Genomic DNA, 19,674 nt, shown 5'->3' with positions numbered 1-19,674 from the left:
TGCAAACCGACAGCAAAGGCATCTAGTGTCTATTGACGTTTCATCACGAATGAAGCGTCAGGAGACCCTAGTGCGCCAGAATCAATAGTTCAATGTCCAGATACGTACGCGCCGCTGCCTGAAGGTTGTTCAATAAACCTGCGCGTGGAAGGTGCGGTTCATGGAATGCCAGCAGCCGCTTTGGGCCGCCCGCCTCCTGCAGTTGGTGCAGGGTACGAAACGTGCTCGCAAAGCTATCTGCGTGACTGTTGATCCATAGCGCCCAGCGGGAATGTTCCCGCGCATACTTGTGAAGGCCCGGGTCGTCGGGCATCACAACATGGATATCCCAGTCTTCCGGCTTACCGGCCCACTGCCGACCCAGCGCCGACCACTGCTCAAGACGTTCACGCACGCGATGCGCCTGGGCACTGCCAGTACCCGGCAACCCCACCACCATCAATACTTTTTTTGGTACTGGCTCTGGCTCTGGCTCTGGCTCTGGCTCTGGCTCTGGCTCTGGCTCTGGCTCTGGCTCTGGCTCTGGCTCTGGCTCTGGCTCTGGCTCTGGCTCTGGCTCTGGCTCTGGCTCTGGCTCTGGCTCTGGCTCTGGCTCTGGCTCTGGCTCTGGCTCTGGCTCTGGCTCTGGCTCTGGCTCTGGCAAATCAGTATCAGCGGACGCTGGCGATGACGACAGCGCCTGTGCTGATTCAGGTGGTGAGTCGGCCTCGCTGTCGTCGTCTGCCTGAGACTGCTGCTGACGCTGTAAATTGGCCCATTTACGTAATCCCGCTGCCTGATCCTGCCCGCTGCTCACACGACACCCTCCCGATTCACCGTGCCCAGTTGGCGAATGGCATCACGTGCCATAAGGGCATATAACAAGGCATCCAATAACGCCGTATCGCGCCGCCGACGACGGCCACCCAAGAGCCCCAGCAGATCACTGCGCAGCGCGGTGGCGGCGTCATCATCGGCACATTCCAGGTGACCGGCAACGGCTGCGCAGCCGCTGGCCATCAGCAGGCGAACTTCAGCGCTCACCTCACCGCCATCATCCTGTTTGAGCTGCTGCCAGGCACGCCGGGTTAATCCGGGCAACCCCTCGCCCTGTAACTGCATCACCAGCAATGACAACACCTCAGCGCCCAGATGACGCGGCGTCAGCCAGTAGCGACGCACCACCACCCGTGAACTTTCCGGGTCACGCACTTCGCCGTACCAGGCAAGCAGTTCATCACCCGGATGACTGGCATCCATCGTTTCCACTTCTGCGTAGACGTTCCATAACTGCATCGGCTGACCACGAAATCGTACCTCGACGCTATGGGTTAGCGTGCTTTGAGTGAAGAGCTGTTTCAGCGAGACCCGCTCGCCCTGTGCCATTACCCGCTGAACAGCGCGCCCCTGGCTGACCCAGGTAAGCTGCTGAGCATGCAGCCAGGCACGCACCGGCGTTTCCGGCAGCTGTGGCAATAGATGCACCGCCACGCCACTGGTGGCAGTCACGGCATCAAGGCGCGGCTGCCAACCGGCAGGATGACGGTGCTGCAGCCAGGGCAGCGCCAGCCAGGCACCGTCCGGGTCGAGCCCGGTATCCGGCATTGCCCAGTCACATCCTCGCTCATTGCGACGCGGTGCCCAGTTCATTCCCAGGGTGGCGCCCGCTGGCGGATAACTGTCCAGCACCTGGCCAAGGCGCTGATTCTGCACCTGGGCAGGCAAAGCGGCTAAATCCCAACAGGCTTCCAGGTGGGCAAAACCACCCACCCGTTCACGCAGACGACTTAACAGCGAGGAAAGCCGACGCCCCTGCCCCAGCACGTCCCGCGACCAGCGTGGCAGGCTGAGTGCAGGCGACGTGTCAGCCTCTTCCTGAGCCGAGCGTGGTGTGCGGGTTTTCAGTGCCTGTTCGATCAGTGGTTCCGCAGCCGCCAGGCTCATGTCTTCGGGCACCTGCTGGCCGTGAGAGCCAAACAGAACGCGCAGGCCATGGCGCATGACAATATCCAGCACGGGTGCCAGCCGTCCGGCTTCGTCCTGCTTGGTGATGATGCAGTCATCCAGTTCGGCACCGGCCGCCCGCGCTGCCTGGCGGTAACGTAATACGACTTCTTCGAGGGTTTCCGGCTGACTGGCGGCATTGAGCAGCAAGACCAGGCGCACCCTCGATTGGCCGCCCTGTAATTGGGCAATCTGCTCGATGACCCGCTGGTCGCGCTGGCTCATGCCGACCGTATCAATAATCACCCATTGCTTGCCCTTCAGACGCCCCAGCAGTGAGTCAATCGGCTGCTCGGAATCCAGCGCATACATGGGAATATCCAGCAAACGGGCATAGATACGCAGCTGTTCATGGGCGCCGATACGGAAGCTGTCAGTGGTGACCAGCGCCACGGGGCGCGTGCCGTGACGCATCACAAAACGCGCCGCCAGTTTGGCGGTGGTAGTGGTTTTTCCCACGCCGGTAGGGCCGACCAGAGCCACAATGCCGGACTGATCAAAAAACCGGTTTTCTTCCTTGAGCACCGTTAACCGGCTGACCAGCTGGTCACGTAGCCAGGCCAGTGGCTGTTGACTGCTATCGGCCAGCTGATTGAAGGCCTCAGGCATTGTGGCCAGCAGTTCATTGGCAATCTCGACGCTGAAACCGACTTCAAAGAGTAATTGATGCAGCCGGTGTGCCCAGCCCTTCGGCGGCGTAACTTCCGGCGTTTGCCCGGCGTTTGCCAGCAGGGCGCGCATATCCTGCATTTCTTTAAGCAAGCGGTCGCTCATTGCCTGAAGCGGGTCTGGCTCGGTCAGCCCAGCACTGGCAGGCTCGGCGGCGGGACGCGAAGACGCCGCAGCCAACGCCGTTTCAAACGTCGGTTGTGGTGCCGATTGTGGTGCCGATTGTGGTGCCGATTGTGGCGCCGGTTTTTGTGACCCTTCAGGCGCAGGTGGCGGGTTGACAGAGTCCTGCGGCGCGGTTTCAAAGTGGCCCACGGCGGCATCTGCCATGGCCAGAATCTCCACGCCACCCTCGGTGCGACGATTGGCGACAATCAGTGCATCATCTCCCAGCGCTTCCCGCACCTGGCGCATGACATCGCGACTGTTGGCACCCACGAAACGTCTTACGCTCATGTTTCACCCTCTGCCTGTCGGTTCAAACGTGAAGCAACTCCCATGCATCTATCGCTGGCTGTCGGCATGGCTGTCGGCATGGCTGTCGGCATGACTATCGCCCTCCTACCAGGGTGACAACACGCAAGGTACGATCGTCAGGAATTTCCGCCTGTGACATCACCGCCATATGACGCACCCGGCGACGTAAAAAGCGGGCAAGCACGGCGCGTAGCGTATGCTGCACCACCAGTACCGGAGGTTCACCGGCCCCTTCGTGGCGTGCCAAGGCCTCTTCTGCCTGAGTCATCAGGGTATCGGCAAGGCCAGGTTCCAGCGCACCGTTACCGTTCATTGCCTGCATCAGCACCTGCTCAAGCTGGGCGTCCAACCCCATGACGTTAAGCACCTCCTGACCAGCAAACCACTGCTGGGTAATCGCCCGCCCCAACGCGACCCGCACCAGCGCCGACAGTTCATTGGCGTCCTGTTGTTGCGTGGCATATTCCGCCAGCGCATCTAGAATGGTGCGAAGGTCACGAATCGAGACGTCTTCATCCAGCAGGTTCTGCAGAATACGCTGCAGCACCGTCAGCGAAATCGCCTTGGGCACCACTTCTTCAACCAGCGATTTCTGGTCGCCACTGAGCTTGTCGAGCAACTTCTGGACCTCGGCACGGCCAAGCATTTCCGGCGAATGCCGATGCAACAGGTGGTTGAGGTGTGTGGCGATCACGGTGCTGGCATCGACGACCGTATAGCCGTACACCTGGGCATGCTCACGCTGGTTGCTTTCAATCCATACAGCGGGCAAACCAAAGGCCGGGTCTTTGGTCGGCGCGCCTTGCAGCTCACCCGAGACCTGCCCTGGGTCAATGGCCAGCCATTTACCGGGGTGAGCTTCAGCCCGGCCGATTTCCGCCCCTTTCATGGTCAGCACATAGCTGTTGGGCGAGAGTTCAAGATTGTCGCGGATATGCACCACCGGCGGCAGAAACCCGACTTCCTGGGCAAACTTCTTGCGTACACTTTTGATCCGCCCTAAAAGCTCGCCTTTCTGGCGGGCATCCACCAGCGGAATCAGCCGATGGCCGACCTCAAGCCCCAAGGTATCCACCAGCTGGACATCTTCCCAGCTGGCTTCCGGGGTTTCCTGAATCGGTGCGGGCGTATCAGCAATGTCCTGCTTTACCAGCTGTTGGTTCTTCTGACGAATCAGGTACCAGGCGAGTCCGCCCAGCAGAGCCGTAAAAATCAGGAATACCAGGTTAGGCATGCCCGGCACCATGCCTAAAAGCCCCATGACCGCTGCGGCCAGAATCAGCACCTGGGGGTTCACGAACAGCTGGCTGATCATCTGCTGACCAACGTCCTGATCGGTATTCACCCGGGAGACAGTGACACCGGCCGCCGTGGAAATCACCAGCGCCGGAATCTGGGCAACCAGACCATCACCGATGGTCAGCAAGGTGTAAGTTTCGCCAGCGTCGGCAAAGCTCATGCCGTGCTGCATCATGCCGATCATCAGGCCGCCAATAATATTGACCACCATGATGACCAGCCCCGCCATGGCATCGCCACGCACGAATTTACTGGCACCGTCCATGGAACCATAGAAGTCGGCTTCCTGTGCCACCTCAGAGCGCCGTTGCTTGGCATCTTCTTCGCCGATCAGCCCGGCGTTGAGATCAGCATCAATCGCCATCTGTTTACCCGGCATGGCATCCAGCATAAAGCGGGCACCCACTTCGGCAATACGCCCGGCACCTTTGGTGATAACCATAAAGTTGATAACCACCAGAATCAGAAAGACCACCAGGCCAACGGCAAAGTTACCGCCCACCAGGAAGGTACCAAACGCCTCGATCACTTTACCCGCCGCGTCGCCGCCTTCGTGGCCATTCATCAGCACCACCCGGGTGGAAGCCACGTTCAAGGAAAGGCGCAACAAGGTGGTAAACAGCAGCACCGCCGGAAATGCCGCAAAATCCAGCGGTTTCTGGGTGAACATGCTAACCAGCAATACCATGATCGCCAGAGCAATGTTGAACGTGAACAGCAGGTCCAGCGCGAAGGGCGGCAACGGCAGAATCATCATGCCCAGAATCATGATGATCAGTATCGGTCCGGCGAGGAGCTTCATGCGCACATCGCCCATCCAGTCACGCTGATTAAATATTTGGCCTAACCCTTTCATGTCGGTGTCTCGTTACCGCGCGAATCGCGGCTATCCATGTCCGGTGGCACCGGCAGGTTATCTGGCGTGGGGGGCACGTCGCCTCCTTGATCGGCAATGTTTTTCAGGCGATACGCCCAGGCCATGACTTCGGCCACGGCGGTGTATAGTTGGGCAGGCACTTCGGCATCCAGGTCAACGTGATGATAAAGAGCCCGCGCCAATGGCGCGGCTTCCAGGCGCGGGATGCCTGCCTCGTCGGCAATCTCACGAATCCTTGCAGCCACGGCATCGGCCCCTTTGGCCACCACCCGCGGCGCTCCCATGCTGCCTTCCTGATATTCCAAAGCGATTGCATAGTGGGTCGGGTTGGTGATGATCACATCGGCATCCGGCACCTTGCTCATCATTCGACCTCGTGCCATCGACTGCTGTTGCTGGCGAATCCGCGCCTTGACCTGAGGATCGCCTTCGGATTCTTTATGCTCGCGTTTGACTTCTTCTTTGCTCATGCGCAGCTTTTTCGCATGGCTGTAAAGCTGAAACGGCACATCAATCAGGATGACCACAATCAGGGTCAGCACCATCAGCCCGGCCGCCTGTGCCGCCATGGTCAGCATATTGGCCAACGCCTGCTGAATCGACTGGTCCATCAGCGCCAGGAACTTGCCGATATTGAGGTACAGAAAGGCAGCACTCACGCCGCCGATCAGTACCGATTTCGCCAGCGCCTTGAACAACTCAATCAAGGCCTGGCTGGAAAACATGCGCTTCAAGCCTTTAAACGGATTCAGCTTGGAGAGCTTGGGCTGCATGGATTTGGCGGATATCAACCAGCCACCCAACAGGGCGGGCGCCACCATGGCAACAATTGTCAGCAGCAAAAACAGCGGCAAAATGGCATATAACGTGCGCTCACCGATATCCAGCGTGTTGACCAGCATGGGCATCGTTTCCATGGCTTCACGACGCTCAAAACCAAAGGCCTGCTCCATGACAAGTCCAAGCTGGTCATAGAGCATCTTGCCCATGCTCCATAAACCAATGACGCCGCCCAGCAGCATCAGAAAAGTGGTCAGCTCCCGCGATCGCGGTACCTGGCCTTCTTCTCGGGCTTTTTCCTCTCGTCGGGGCGTGGCCTCTTCGGTCTTTTCATCGTCGCTATCGCTTTCTGCCATAAAGTCTCTGCAATAAACGCGTTCCAATGAGGTGACAACGGCCGCTCAATAAGCACTCAACCGCCCTGCTGGGCGGTTGAAACCGGGTAACCATGAAAACCAACAACATAACTCGGACTATCAGAAACCCAGTTCATCCAGCAGGTCATCCACCTGATCCTGTCCGGACACCACATCGGGTTCATCCTGCTTGACCTGCGGGCCATTCAGTAACTCTTCGTTGCGCCGCGCGTTTTCATGCTTCCACTGGTCTTCTGCTTTGCGCTGCATCGACCTGCGCGCCTGCGCTTCGGGCACGTTATCAATCAGCACCTGCACCAGCTGATGTTCGATCTCACGGATCACATCCATCATTTTCTTGATCACCTGGCCGGTCAGATCCTGAAAATCCTGGGCCATCATGATTTCAAGCAGTTCTTTGCTGGTAGCGGAGGTCATATCCGGCACATCGCCCAGATACTGGCGCGTGTCCTTGACCAGCGCCTTGGCGTCATCCAGTTCCTGTGGTGCTTCAAACCACTCAGACCAGCGTTTGTCGAGCGCTTCGGCCCGTTCAGTCAACTGATCCTGCATGGGCTGGGCACGATCAATCGCGTTGAGCGCACGTTCAGCGGCCTGCTCGGTCATCGCGGCAACATAGTGCAAACGGTCACGCGCATCGGGGATCGCTTCTGCGGCTTTTTCAATCTCTTTGTCGAGACCCAGCTCCCGCATATTTTCGCGCAGCATGCGTGTCAGCTTGCCAACACGGTTAATCAGATCCTCGGCGGCCTCTTCGGACAGCTGGGCAGAATCATTCTGCTCATTCTGACGCATTATGTTGTCTCCTTGTTATTCAGGCGCCTTAGGGCCTGTTGACGGTTGGTCGCGGTTCGCGAAACAGGCCCTAACCACATACCGCCTTATTTGCCCATCTTGTCGAAGATTTTGTTGAGCTTCTCTTCGAGTGTCGCTGCCGTGAACGGCTTGACGACATATCCATTAGCACCTGCCTGGGCGGCGGCGATAATATTCTCTTTCTTGGCTTCAGCGGTCACCATCAGCACCGGCAATTCCTTGAGCGCATCGTCCTGACGGATTTCCTTGAGCATTTCCAGGCCGTCAAGGTTCGGCATGTTCCAGTCCGACACAATAAATTCGAACTTGCCCGCGCGCAGTTTGTTCAGCGCATCCTGGCCGTCTTCTGCTTCTTCTACATTGGTAAATCCCAGCTCTTTCAGTAGGCTGCGGACAATCCGACGCATCGTCGGAAAGTCGTCCACCACCAGAAAGCTCATGTTCTTATCCGCCATGGGTATCCTCACTCAGTGTTAACGCTACTTTTAATGGTTGGTCTTCAGACGACAATCAGGGGGCGAGTATATCGCCACCGCCTAAATTTAAAACAATGTGAAACGGTAGATTACCCACGCTTTTCAAAAGACACAGGCCATCAGAACGCTTCCCAGTCATCATGACTTGACGGCGCCGTTTGTGGGCGGCTGACATCCCTTGGCGCCGAGGCTTTTTGCACGGGCGCAGGAATTTTGGGTGGTGTCAGCGCCGCCTGGGAGGGCTGACTACCCAGCAGCTGGAAGACAGCAACCGCCTGTTCAAGACGGTTAGCCTGTTCTTCCAGCGAAGCGGCAGCGGCCGATGCCTGCTGCACCAGAGCAGCATTCTGCTGGGTGACCTGATCCATCTGTCCAATCGCCTGGCTGACCTGCTCGATGCCATCGCTCTGCTCTTGGGAAGCAGCGGAAATTTCATCCATGATGTCGGTGACGCGCCGTACCGAGTTCACCACATCTGTCATGGTGGCTCCGGCCTGCTCGACCAGTGTCGAGCCTGCATTGATCTGCGATACCGAGCTTTCAATCAGGGCTTTGATTTCCTTGGCAGCATCAGCACTGCGGCTGGCAAGGTTACGTACCTCACCCGCGACCACGGCAAAGCCGCGCCCTTGCTCACCGGCGCGCGCCGCCTCGACAGAGGCATTCAACGCGAGAATATTGGTCTGGAAGGCAATCGAGTCGATCACCCCGGTGATATCGGCGACCTTTTGTGAACTGGAGGAAATGCCATGCATGGTCTTCACGACCTGCTCAACCACATCGCCCCCACGTTCTGCCGTGGAGGAGGCATCCGCGGCCAGCGTGCTGGCCTGACGGGCATTGTCGGCATTCTGTTTTACCGTGGCCGTCATCTCTTCCATGCTGGCGGCGGTTTCTTCAATGGACGCCGCCTGCTGCTCGGTACGCGATGACAGATCCGCGTTGCCGCTGGCGATCTCACGGGTGCCATGATAGATCTCCTGGCTGCCTTCACGCACATTCGAAACCATATCGTTCAGGCTTATCTGCATTCGCCCCATGGACGTCAGCAAACGGCCAATTTCATTGCGTCCACCTTCCGGTAGCGTCTGTGTCAGGTTGGCATCGGCAATACCGTCCAGCGCCTGAGCTGCCTGGTTTAAAGGACGCAAAACGATGGCCCGCAGGCCAAAGTAGATCAGCACCACCAGCACGACGGAGAGCGCCAGAATGATCCACTGAAGCAGGGTATAAAAGCGCTTGATATCTTCCAGTTCCTGCTGCAGCTCATCGCCGCGTATCGTGGCGTATTCCACAAATTTATCCAACGCCTCTTCCTGGGCCTGGCCAGCTGTAGCAAGCTCGTTGCGCAGCTCATTAAACCGTGTCGTGCGCATGTCATTCAGCGCTTCAAGCTGCTGGCGAGAGATCTCGAGGGTACGCATGAAAGTGGCTTCGATCTGCGCACCAAGTGCCTCCCCTCTATCTGTGCGTGGTACCGAGGCGAAGCTGTTGAAACGCTCTTCTGCTCGATCCAGCAAATCTGCTGCCATCACTAAACGCTCATCGGCCTGCTGGCGGCGCCCCAACATGAAATCATTGGAGGCAGCTTCCAGCTCAATCATCGCACCACTCCACAACGCATCGGCGCGGTTGATTTCATTGAGCTGCTCGACATTGATGGCCTGCAGAGTCTGTAACGTTTTTTGCGTGGCCCGATCCGATAACATGAAAATCACGACATTCGAAGCAATCGCCAGCATCAGTAACGCCAACACAGTAATAATGGTGGCTTTCAGCGATGCATTGCGCAGTAAACGGCTCATGACAGTATCCCTTGTTAATAAAATGATTCATGAAACATGCCTATTGGCTGCCCCGTTCGTTATTGTTTTGATCGTTAATTGTTTTAATCGTTATCAGACGCGCTGAGCGCGGCCAGACGCGGCCACCAGCGACATCATTCTTCCGGGGATATCATCCAGAGCGGCGACTTCCAGCGCCCCGCCCATGGCAATCGCTTCACGCGGCATACCAAATACCACACAGGTTTCTTCGTTCTGGGCAATGGTGGCAGCACCTGCCTCGCGCATCTCTAAAAGCCCCTTGGCACCGTCTTTTCCCATCCCGGTGAGAATTACGCCAACGGCATTTTTACCCGCATGCTGAGCTGCCGAATGAAAGAGCACATCCACCGATGGGCGGTGGCGGTTAACCGGTGGACCGCTGTTCAGCCTGGCCACATAGTTGGCACCACTGCGCGCCAGCTCCAGATGCTGATCGCCGGGGGCGATATAGGCATGCCCTGGCAAGACACGCTCACCATCCGTGGCTTCTTTCACCGAGATACGGCATAAACGGTCAAGGCGTTCAGCAAAGGAACGGGTAAATCCACCAGGCATATGCTGAGTGATCAGAATGGCCGGCGCGTTGGCGGGCAACGGCTCTAGCACCGAACGAATCGCCTCTGTACCACCGGTAGACGCGCCGATAATGATCAGTTTTTCGCTGGAGGTCAGCGGTGCCGTCAGTTCCTTGCGTGCAGGCGCATTTTTCTTTTGCAGCCCCTGACGGGGGCGCGAACGCGCCGCCACACGCAGCTTTTCGGCGATCTCGTTGGCGTATTCCATCATGCCGTTGCGAATGCCAAGGCTCGGTTTGGCGACAAAATCCAGCGCCCCCAGCTCCAGCGCCCGCAGGGTGATTTCAGAGCCGGACTGCGTCAGTGAAGACACCATTAATACTGGCATCGGACGCAGGCGCATCAAACGTTCGAGAAAATCGAGACCATCCATACGCGGCATTTCGACATCCAGCGTCAACACATCGGGGTTGTGCTGCTTGATCAAATCTCGCGCGGCAATCGGGTCTGGCGCAACAGCCACCACTTCCATATCCGGCTGGGAATTGATGATCTCGGTGAGTAGATCACGAATGAGCGCCGAGTCGTCGACGCATAACACTCTGATTTTAGATGCGCTCAATGCACGCCTCCTGTCTGATGTTAGCCAAGTTCTGCTGACTAGCTGCCGGATGAACGATGCTGGGGGGCCAGGGTGTAGACCGTCTGACCTCGCAGTTTGAATTCGCTGCTGATATACGAGAAGTTTTCCGAATGCCCGGCAAATAGCAGCCCATCGGGTTTTAACAGCGGGGCAAAGCGCTTGAGAATTTTTGCCTGCGTTTCTTTATCGAAATAAATCATGATATTGCGGCAAAAGATGGCATCGAAGGGCCCTTGAACCGGCCACTGCGGTGCCAGCAGATTAAGCCCTGAAAATTCCACCAGACTCGACACTTCCGGGCGAACTCTGGCAAACCCCATGCGCTTGCCGGTCCCTTTCTGGAAAAAACGCTTGATACGCACTTCGTCGAGTTTGCTCACCTGCTCAAGGGGGTAAACGCCAGCGCGCGCTTTCGCCAACGCCTCCGTATCGATATCAGTCGCTACCACACGGGACTGGCTAGCCTTGGGGCCGAGGGTTTCCAGTAGCGTCATGCCCAGCGAATAAGGCTCTTCCCCGGTAGAAGCCGCCGCGCACCAGATGGAGACAGGACCCGTTTTATGTTTGATGTGTTCGGCGAGCAGAGGAAAGTGGTGAGACTCCCGGAAAAAAGCCGTCAGGTTGGTGGTCAGGGCGTTGGTAAAGGCTTCCCATTCACGCGCATCAGGCTTTCTCTCAAGACGTGAAAGATAATCACTGAACCGTGTCAGACCATGATGACGCAGACGCTTGGCAAGACGGCTATAGACCATCTCACGCTTATGTTCAGCCAGCACGATGCCCGCACGCTGATAGATCAGCTCGCGAATACGTTTGAAATCCGCATCTGTCAGCACCAGATCGCGTTCAATCTGGCTACCGGAAGACCACTGGCTGGCCTCGGCTACCTCACGTTGCTCGGTCAAGAACACGTCTCCATTATCGTGGCGGGTCGTATCAGGACTGTTGGGTCGTTCAGGACTGTTGTGTCGTATCCACCAGCGCCATTTCTTCACTGGTCAACAGCTTGTCGATATCCACCAACACCAGCATGCGATCTTCGAGACTGCCCAGGCCGCTAAGGAAATCCGACGATAACGTCACGCCGAATTCCGGGGCCGGCTTGATCTGATCCGGCGTGAGCGTCATCACATCCGAGACACCATCCACCACAATGCCGACAACGCGATCGGCAACGTTGACGACGATAACAACGGTCTGTCCGCCATACTCGACGCTTTGCAGATGAAATTTGATACGCAGGTCGACAATCGGCACGATCACGCCGCGCAGATTGGTCACCCCTTTGATGAAATCCGGTGCGTTGGCAATCCGCGTGACATTTTCATAACCGCGGATTTCCTGCACTTTGAGAATATCGATGGCATATTCTTCTTCGCCCAGCGAGAAGACCAGAAATTCACGGTTATCCGCTTCTGCGGCAGAGAGCACAGCATCATTGTTGGCCTGACTCATGACGGCTCAGCCTCCTTTTTAGATTTAACAGACGGGTTCGATGAAAAGTGCGGGGATTGGGTTACCTTCCCGGCTTCTTTTTTGTTGCGGCCCAAACGATGCAAGCCAGTAATATCGAGGATAAGCGCCACACTGCCGTCACCGAGAATCGTCGCGGCTGACACGCCTGGCACCTTGCGATAGTTGTCTTCGAGGTTCTTCACCACGACCTGTTGCTGGCCGATCAATTCATCCACCAGCATGGCGTAACGGCGCCCTTCCCCTTGTACGATCACGGCAATGCTTTTCGTCGGGTCGGTAATGGCATTTTCGACATCAAGCACCTCGTGAATGGCAATCACAGGCAGGTACTCGTCGCGCACTTTCAGCACCACATCATCACCGGCCATGGCGTACATATCTTCTTTGGCAGGCTGTAACGATTCGAGCACCGCCGAAAGCGGCAGAATGAAGGTTTCACGCCCCACCTTGATCGACATGCCATCCAGAATGGCCAGAGTCAGCGGCAGTACAATGCGAGTGTTGGTGCCCTCGCCTTTTTTCGACTGGATTTCGACCCGGCCGCCCATGGCCTGAATGTTGCGCTTGACCACGTCCATGCCCACACCGCGGCCGGACACATCAGTGACTTCCTTGGCGGTTGAAAAGCCAGGCGCGAAAATCAGCTGCCAGACATCTTCATCGGACATAGTGTCGGACACATTAAGGCCGTTTTCACGGGCTTTTCTGAGCAACACCTCGCGATCCATACCAGCGCCGTCGTCTTTGACTTCAATCAGGATATTGCCGCCCTGGTGACGTGCGGCCAGCGTTAGCTTGCCAGTACGCGGCTTGCCCTTGGCTTCCCGTTCGTCTGGCATTTCAATACCGTGGTCCAGGCTGTTACGCACCAGGTGAGTCAAGGGATCGGTAATCCGCTCAACCAGACTTTTATCAAGCTCGGTGGATTTGCCCTCAGTGATCAGCTCAATGTCTTTTTTCAGCTTACCGGCTGTGTCCCGCACCACGCGTGGGAAGCGGCTGAACACGAACTCCATGGGAATCATGCGGATCGACATCACGGATTCCTGCAGATCCCGCGCGTTACGTTGCAAAAGGCTCATGCCGTTCTGCAGCGAACTGTTCTGCTCTTCAAGGTCACTGACGGTCTGGTCGAGCATTGACTGGGTGATGATCAACTCGCCCACCAGGTTAATGATCTGATCCACCTTATCGACCGACACGCGGATGGAAGAAGATTCCTGGGCGGTTTTTTTGGGCTTGGCGGCAGCAGGCTGGGCAGCCTTGGTATCGGAAGCTGCCGGTTTGCTGGGCGGTTCAGGGCTGGCGACTGGCGTTTTGGCTGGCTCTGCAGGGACAGGCTCAGGAGCGCTTTCGGGCACGGAAGGCGGCTCTGCCTTCTCGGTTGGTGCGGGGGCATCCAGTACCTTGACGTCAATCTGCTCCGGCTCAATGATAAAGCACATGACGGCTTCAATATCATCCGGGCTCGTGTTGCCCATGAGAATCACTTCGTAACGCGTTTCATCGCCAGACTGTGAGTGAATTTCCCCTAGCTGCTCAAGCTCTTCTGCCAGCAGAATGCGATCTTTTTCACTCACGTTTAACAGCACGACCTGCAGCAGATCACCGCTATCAGAGGCGGTAGCGTCCTGCGTCTGCTCAGCGCCGGAGGTTGATGGCTCAGGCGTTGGCGTCGTGGTATTGGCTATCGGTGCGCTGTCGGCAGCCTCTAAGCCTTTGCCGATTTCTTCAAGGGCAATCTGTTGTAACGTCTGGCAGATACGTTCGTACGTCTCCTGGTCCGGCTCCTCCTCACTGCGGTAGGCATTCAGTTGGTCGTGCATGATGTCTTTTGCCTCCAGGAAGGTATCAACGAGGTCGGCGCGCAGTAACAGCTCGCCTTTGCGTGCATGGTCCAACAGGTTTTCAAAAATATGCGTGGTTTTCTGCAGTACCGTAAAACCAAAGGTCCCCGCACCGCCCTTGATGGAGTGAGCAGCACGAAAAATGGCATTAAGCTGTTCGCTGTCCGGATCTTCGACATCCAGCTCCAGCAGGTGCTGCTCCATATCTGCCAGCAGCTCTTCGGCCTCTTCAAAAAAGGTGTCAAAAAAATCCGTGATATCCATGCACGCTCCCCCACTTATGCGTCGTTGTTATGTCAGCGACGACGGGTATTAGCCATCGTCGGACGGTTGCGTACCACCTTCCTGCTCAGCGCTACCCTCGGCAGCACTTTCATTCGCCGGGCGTGACACCATTGCGGGCATTTCCGAGGTCACACGGGGGTTGCGAATCGACTCCGCCACTTCCGGTAACAGCACGACCAGCTCAATACGTCGGTTAATCGGGTCCAGCGCTTCGGTCTCCGGTAACGTGACGCGATCCGCATATCCGGCAACCCGCAACAGCTGGCCAGGGTCCAGACCACCAGCCACCAGCTCGCGCCGGGAGGCATTGGCACGTTCACTGGATAACTCCCAGTTACTGTAGCCACGATAATTTCCCCCATAGGGAATACTGTCGGTATGCCCGCCAATACTCAGATCATTGGGTAACTCATTCAGCAGCGGAGCGATGGTGCGCAGTAGATCGCGCATATACGGGGCAACCTGATCACTGCCCAACTCAAACATCGGCCGCTGTTCGGTATCCAGTAACTGGATACGTAACCCTTCCCGGGTCAGATCAAAACGCATCTGCTCACGCATCTGGCGAAGGTTGGGGTCCAGCGCAATGGCGCGCTCGATCCGCTCCTGAACATCGCGAAAAAAGCGCCGTTCCTGTTCGCTGGGGCGAGTGTGCTGACGAATATCAATGCGGGAGCGCTCGCCATCGCTATGCATCGGGTCTGGACCGCCGCCGGGAATCGGACTGGTGCTCCCGGAACGATCTCCCCTGTTGATGGCGGCGGTCAGTGGCATGCTGAAATAATCCGCAACCCCTTCGCGCTGCTCTTCACTGGCGGTGCTAAGAATCCACATCACCAGAAACAGCGCCATCAATGCGGTCATGAAATCAGCCAGGGCAATTTTCCATGACCCACCATGATGGGCATGTACGACTTTTTTGCGCCGGATGATAATCGGGCGCCGTTCCCCTGCCCCCTGACTCATGCACCGCCTGCCTTTTTCGCATCACGTACGTAGTCTTCCAGCTCATTGAAACTGGGGCGCTCTGCGGTGTGCAGTGCTTTGCGTCCAAATTCAACGGCAATCTGAGGGGCATAGCCATGCAGACTTGCCAGCAGTGTCACGCGTATGCACTGCAACATTTTTTCGGCTTCTTTGGCCTGACGCTCCAGAGAACTGGCCAAGGGGTTGATAAAGCCATAGCCCAGCAGGATTCCCAGAAAAGTGCCGACCAGCGCATGGGCAATCATTTCGCCCATTTCATCCGGACTGGCATTGGCATAGGTCAACGCTTTAACGACCCCCATCACCGCCGCCACGATGCCAAAAGCCGGCATCGCATCACCGACTTTGGCAATCGCATCAATGGGAATGTGGGCTTCCTGCTCGAATCCTTCTATTTCATGCAGCATTAATTCATCAATTTCCATCGGCTCCATACCACCGCTGACCATCAAGCGCAGATAGTCAGTCAGGAAATTCATGATATGCGGGTCCGCCAGCACTATCGGATGCTCCTGAAATAACGGGCTTTCCTGCGGGTTATCAATATCCCGCTCAATGCCCAGCATTCCTTCACGACGCACCTTGGAGAGCAGCTTGTACTGCAGTGCCATCAGCTCCATATACATGGCTTTATTGTATTTTTTGGTGCGCCGCAGACGCGGAAATATCTTGAAGGTTGCCCGCAATGCCTTGCCGTTATTAGCGGCCAGAAACGCCCCGACCCCAGCGCCACCAATAATCAGTAGCTCCAGTGGTTGGTAAAGCGGTCCCAGGCTGCCTCCGGCAAGCACGTAGCCCCCGAACACCGAAAACAAGACCACCAAATAGCCAAGCGCAATTAACACAAGCAGTATCCTTGTCGGTTTTGTGTATCAATAACGTTCGTCAGCCTTCGCGCCAACGCTTTCTACACAGAAACGCCTCACCGACGATTACCGGGGGCGGCACTCCTGATGTGGAGTGAGTACGCGTCTTCAAGACGGTTTTCAACCCGACTTAATCCGACACACTATTTCCAAAATACCAAGTCCAAAATGCTAGTTCTAAAACGCTAGACCTAGCACTTTATAGTTAATACTATTTAACAGAAAATAAACCTACCCGTCGACCTGGGGAGCGCTCTGTCGCGTTGAAAACACACAATAGTCAACATAACCGTGATGGTTATCAGGATATTGCTCATCGGCTTGCTGCCCCGTGAGGCGTTTAAACCGGCATGATTCGAGCCAGTTTCAGTTAATATTGGCTGCTTTTCGGGTTTTTCCTGCACGGGAAGGTGGCTGACAGATGCCACAGACATAATCATGTGAGGGGCTATGGGCGTGCGCAACGAAGTGCCCGCCACAGCGAATGCAGCGACTAAGCTGGAGTAAATCGCTTTCGAAAAAGCGGATCAGCGTCCAGGCGCGCGTCAGCCCTAATACAGGCTCCATCTCTTCTAGCTCAATCTGTTCATCATATAAACGATAGGCTTTGACAAAGGCGTCAATACGCTCGCAACTGCCTTCTTCAAGCAAACTGCGGTAAGTGTTGTAAAACAAAGACGAATGAATATTGGGCAACCAGGTAATAAACCAGTCAGCTGAAAATGGCAGCATGCCCTTGGGTGGCGACATGCCACGCACTTCTTTATAGAGCTTTATCAGTCGCGTACGACTCAGCTCTGTCTCTGTTTCCAACACCTGCAGGCGTGCCCCAAGCTCAATTAATTCAATGGCAAGCTGCACTTGGTGCATTTCATCAACCAGGCTTTTTTGGCTCAATCCGACCTCTCATCAGAATGTTTGACGGGTAAGCTACTCATTGCTTTTGTCATCTTTTGTACGCGATACAGGCCGGTCGGGAAGACGTTCCAGGGGCTCTCCGGCCAACAGCAGGGACGTATGCAAACCGGATAATCCCTGGTCACGTGGATTGTGGGTGACCTGACGAAGTTGCTCGGCATTTTCTGGTGTGAAACGACACAGTAACTGGTTGGTTCTGGCCAGCTTGGTCAGCTGGCGGGCATTAAGTGACAGCAGTAAATCAGCCAGCTCACCATCGACCTTCAGACGAAACATGCCAGTCTCACGGTCTTCCGCCAGCAAGCGTTGGGCCAGCAGCAAATAGGCCAGATTGATTTCCTGAACTTCGTCGAAAAAGCTGGTATGACTCATGCTAATTTGTTTAACCCATACGGCAGTGTTATCGCTTTATTATAACAACATAATTTACATTTTACGTTTGTTTACTGTTCCGCATCGTTACATATATTGCATGCATTCGCTAGGCTGAATCTAAACGGTTTAGCTTCACAACTCGGCCAGCAAACACAGCGAGGCTGGCAACCGCATTGTTATCCTTCATTTACGTCCGGCCCGCGGGGCTGAACGCTGTCATCTGAAAGCTCAAACACCCAGACCAGGATTTCAGCTACGACTTGATAAAGGCTGCCCGGAATTTCTTCATCGAGATTGAGCTGCATCAGCAAGGCAACAAGCTCAGGGGCGTCATGCACGTAAATCCCCTGGCGCTGAGCCTCCGCCATGATGCGCTCAGCCAGCTCGCCATAGCCTTTGGCGACGACTCGCGGCGCCTCATCATCGCCTTGATAGGCCAGCGCCACTGCCTGACGACGCCGTTCATGAGGAGGTTTCATAAGACGCCCCCCTATCGATATCGCGCACTTTTAGCTGCACCTTACGCAGATCCAGTGCCGATAAGCGTTGCTCCAGTACAGCCAAGCCTTCATTCAGCTGCTGCTGGACGTCGTCACTGTCTGTCGTGAAGTCGACACTCAAGGTGCCGCGATATAGCCATAACGCCACATTGAATTCCCCCAGATTGGGGACATCAAGGCGCATTTCCGAGCGCCAGCCGTCTTCGGGCTCTCCCTGCTCGTTACCTTCATCGCTACCGCCCTCACGTGAGGGCAAGTTGACTACCAGCGCCATGAAAATGCCAGCCCAGACATCCCCCTCCCAACGCAGCGTTGGCGTGACCAGCATTTCCAGCTGCTGACGAACCAGACTCTGCAGACTTTCATGTACCACCTCACGCTGGCGGGCCGAACTCAACTCAAGCAGCTCTCGCCCTGCGGCCAGTTCGCTGCGCAATGCATCGGCCGCTTGAGTGGGCGGCTGGGCCAGCGGAGCATTGGCAGGCGGTTGACTGGCCGGTGAACCACCAGAGGGCAAGGCAGATGAATTCGCCGATAGCGCACTACTGTTCACGGGCAGCAGTAAGCTGCCAGACTGAATAAACGCGCCATTCGCACTTGAACCCTGTGCCTGCAATGCCAACCCCAAGGGTGAGTTGGGTGATAGCATAAAAGGTAGCGCGGTCGGCAACAGCAGCGGCGGACCATTAGGCAACACCGGATTGTTGATGCCTGGTAGCGGCTGCCCTGCGAATGTCGCCATCGGCAGAGGGCGAACACCGGGCTGCATTTGCGGCTCACGGAGCAACTGCTGGCGAGGCGTATCACCTTGAAACCAGCGCTTCAGGTGCGCTTCATAAAACAGGCCGCTATCACGAACACTGCCTTCAAGGCGCGCCGCCAGCGTCGGCGCCGACGCGCTTTCCGTGGACTGCATCAAAGGTGCCTGTGTACGCAACGTAGAAAGCGGCGCTGGGAATCGCATCAAGACATCGGCAATACTGCGAGCGGCAGGGCTGAAGTGAGTCTGGGTAGAGCCCTGCTGCCCCGCTGGAAGTTCACTGCGCCCCCCCTGGCGAGGCAGATCAAGCGAAGGCGGTAAGCGGTCAAGTGCCGATAATCGAGGGTCTGAGCGGGCATCCAGACGTGAATCGCTGTGCAATGCTTTTGGGCCAGCGCCCGGATCAACCGGACGCACAGGCTCATTAAGCACTCGCGGGGCTGGATCACCACGCTTGCCCAGCACCTGGTGCATGAGCGTATCAATCAGCAGATTGATGCCGCTCACGTCGGCCTCTTCGTCGGCGCCTCACCCAGTGAGTAAAACGCGTCGGACTCCCCTTGCTGCGGAGCATAGGCACGGTGCAGGCGACGTTGCTGCTGGGTGAGGCCGATCAGCTTGCCTAGCTCATCACGCCGGGCAACCAGTTGGCGGCGAATCTCCACATCATGCTCAAGGATAGCTTCAAGAAGCTCTGCCTTGCGCTGCTGCCCCTTGGCATCCAAGGTGACTTCGACATCGAGTTCACGCAGCTTTTCAACCAGCATCACATAGTGGGTACGCTGATCAATCAACGCCGCCCAGTCTTCCTTGTTTGCAAGCTCATGCATCTTTGCGGCGCTATCAAGCAGTGCCGCATAAGCGCCCAGCAACGCTTGCTGGGTCTGATGCTGCTGAGCCATCCGGGATGCTGACATTCAGA

At 56.5% G+C, this 19,674-nt stretch carries 18 protein-coding genes; all 18 read right to left on the bottom strand.

The features are described 5' to 3' along the window. Positions 1 to 67: 67 nt before the first annotated feature. The 18 genes from ACU6TU_RS00460 to ACU6TU_RS00375 all read right to left on the bottom strand — a co-directional run bounded on the left by ACU6TU_RS00460 (position 68) and on the right by ACU6TU_RS00375 (position 19,669). On the bottom strand, positions 68 to 796 hold the full coding sequence (locus ACU6TU_RS00460) for a hypothetical protein (RefSeq protein ID WP_447142644.1): 729 nt from the start codon (positions 794 to 796) through the stop codon (positions 68 to 70). Continuing rightward, the gene (flhF, locus tag ACU6TU_RS00455) at positions 793 to 3,108 is read right to left on the bottom strand and encodes a flagellar biosynthesis protein FlhF (RefSeq protein ID WP_447142643.1); all 2,316 of its coding nucleotides are present in this window, start codon (positions 3,106 to 3,108) and stop codon (positions 793 to 795) included. Before flhF ends, ACU6TU_RS00460 begins: the two co-directional genes overlap by 4 nt. Positions 3,109 to 3,202: 94 nt before the next feature. Next, the gene (gene flhA / locus ACU6TU_RS00450; protein ID WP_447142642.1) at positions 3,203 to 5,284 is read right to left on the bottom strand and encodes a flagellar biosynthesis protein FlhA; all 2,082 of its coding nucleotides are present in this window, start codon (positions 5,282 to 5,284) and stop codon (positions 3,203 to 3,205) included. Beyond that, the gene (gene flhB / locus ACU6TU_RS00445; protein ID WP_447142641.1) at positions 5,281 to 6,441 is read right to left on the bottom strand and encodes a flagellar biosynthesis protein FlhB; all 1,161 of its coding nucleotides are present in this window, start codon (positions 6,439 to 6,441) and stop codon (positions 5,281 to 5,283) included. The genes flhA and flhB overlap by 4 nt, the downstream gene beginning before the upstream one ends. A gap of 120 nt (positions 6,442 to 6,561) precedes the next feature. Further along, positions 6,562 to 7,257: a protein phosphatase CheZ gene (cheZ, locus tag ACU6TU_RS00440; RefSeq protein ID WP_447142640.1), complete on the bottom strand. Its 696-nt coding sequence runs from the start codon at positions 7,255 to 7,257 to the stop codon at positions 6,562 to 6,564. Between the two features lie 86 nt (positions 7,258 to 7,343). After that, positions 7,344 to 7,733 (bottom strand): chemotaxis response regulator CheY, encoded by a 390-nt coding sequence (gene cheY / locus ACU6TU_RS00435; RefSeq protein WP_447142639.1) that lies wholly within the window; start codon positions 7,731 to 7,733, stop codon positions 7,344 to 7,346. Between the two features lie 140 nt (positions 7,734 to 7,873). After that, positions 7,874 to 9,559 (bottom strand): methyl-accepting chemotaxis protein, encoded by a 1,686-nt coding sequence (locus ACU6TU_RS00430; RefSeq protein ID WP_447142638.1) that lies wholly within the window; start codon positions 9,557 to 9,559, stop codon positions 7,874 to 7,876. Between the two features lie 93 nt (positions 9,560 to 9,652). Continuing rightward, on the bottom strand, positions 9,653 to 10,717 hold the full coding sequence (locus ACU6TU_RS00425; protein WP_447142637.1) for a protein-glutamate methylesterase/protein-glutamine glutaminase: 1,065 nt from the start codon (positions 10,715 to 10,717) through the stop codon (positions 9,653 to 9,655). Between the two features lie 38 nt (positions 10,718 to 10,755). Beyond that, positions 10,756 to 11,643 carry a CheR family methyltransferase gene (locus ACU6TU_RS00420; protein WP_447142636.1) on the bottom strand — a complete coding sequence of 296 codons (888 nt, stop codon included), beginning with the start codon at positions 11,641 to 11,643 and terminating at the stop codon, positions 10,756 to 10,758. Positions 11,644 to 11,692: 49 nt separating this feature from the next. Next, complete coding sequence (gene cheW / locus ACU6TU_RS00415; protein WP_447142635.1) at positions 11,693 to 12,193, bottom strand: chemotaxis protein CheW; 501 nt, start codon at positions 12,191 to 12,193, stop codon at positions 11,693 to 11,695. Beyond that, the gene (gene cheA, locus ACU6TU_RS00410) at positions 12,190 to 14,325 is read right to left on the bottom strand and encodes a chemotaxis protein CheA (RefSeq protein ID WP_447142634.1); all 2,136 of its coding nucleotides are present in this window, start codon (positions 14,323 to 14,325) and stop codon (positions 12,190 to 12,192) included. The genes cheW and cheA overlap by 4 nt, the downstream gene beginning before the upstream one ends. Before the next feature lie 48 nt (positions 14,326 to 14,373). Then, positions 14,374 to 15,312, bottom strand: coding sequence for a flagellar motor protein MotB (motB, locus tag ACU6TU_RS00405; protein WP_447142633.1), 939 nt, complete (start codon positions 15,310 to 15,312; stop codon positions 14,374 to 14,376). Continuing rightward, entirely contained in the window at positions 15,309 to 16,178 is an 870-nt protein-coding gene (gene motA, locus ACU6TU_RS00400) for a flagellar motor stator protein MotA (protein ID WP_447142632.1), read from the bottom strand. The genes motB and motA overlap by 4 nt, the downstream gene beginning before the upstream one ends. Positions 16,179 to 16,565: 387 nt before the next feature. Then, positions 16,566 to 17,096: a flagellar transcriptional regulator FlhC gene (gene flhC, locus ACU6TU_RS00395; RefSeq protein ID WP_447142631.1), complete on the bottom strand. Its 531-nt coding sequence runs from the start codon at positions 17,094 to 17,096 to the stop codon at positions 16,566 to 16,568. Positions 17,097 to 17,129: 33 nt separating this feature from the next. Then, positions 17,130 to 17,489, bottom strand: a complete 360-nt coding sequence (flhD, locus tag ACU6TU_RS00390) for a flagellar transcriptional regulator FlhD (RefSeq protein ID WP_447142630.1) — start codon at positions 17,487 to 17,489, stop codon at positions 17,130 to 17,132. Between the two features lie 179 nt (positions 17,490 to 17,668). After that, entirely contained in the window at positions 17,669 to 17,971 is a 303-nt protein-coding gene (locus ACU6TU_RS00385; RefSeq protein WP_447142629.1) for an EscU/YscU/HrcU family type III secretion system export apparatus switch protein, read from the bottom strand. Beyond that, positions 17,955 to 19,259 (bottom strand): flagellar hook-length control protein FliK, encoded by a 1,305-nt coding sequence (gene fliK, locus ACU6TU_RS00380; protein ID WP_447142628.1) that lies wholly within the window; start codon positions 19,257 to 19,259, stop codon positions 17,955 to 17,957. Before fliK ends, ACU6TU_RS00385 begins: the two co-directional genes overlap by 17 nt. Further along, positions 19,256 to 19,669 carry a flagellar protein FliT gene (locus ACU6TU_RS00375; RefSeq protein WP_447142627.1) on the bottom strand — a complete coding sequence of 138 codons (414 nt, stop codon included), beginning with the start codon at positions 19,667 to 19,669 and terminating at the stop codon, positions 19,256 to 19,258. Before ACU6TU_RS00375 ends, fliK begins: the two co-directional genes overlap by 4 nt. Positions 19,670 to 19,674 lie beyond the last annotated feature (5 nt).

It is taken from the genome of Halomonas sp. LS-001, from assembly GCF_052983955.1.
The sequence above is the reverse complement of the archived record's forward strand: the minus strand, read 5'-3'. Positions and strand labels throughout refer to the sequence as shown.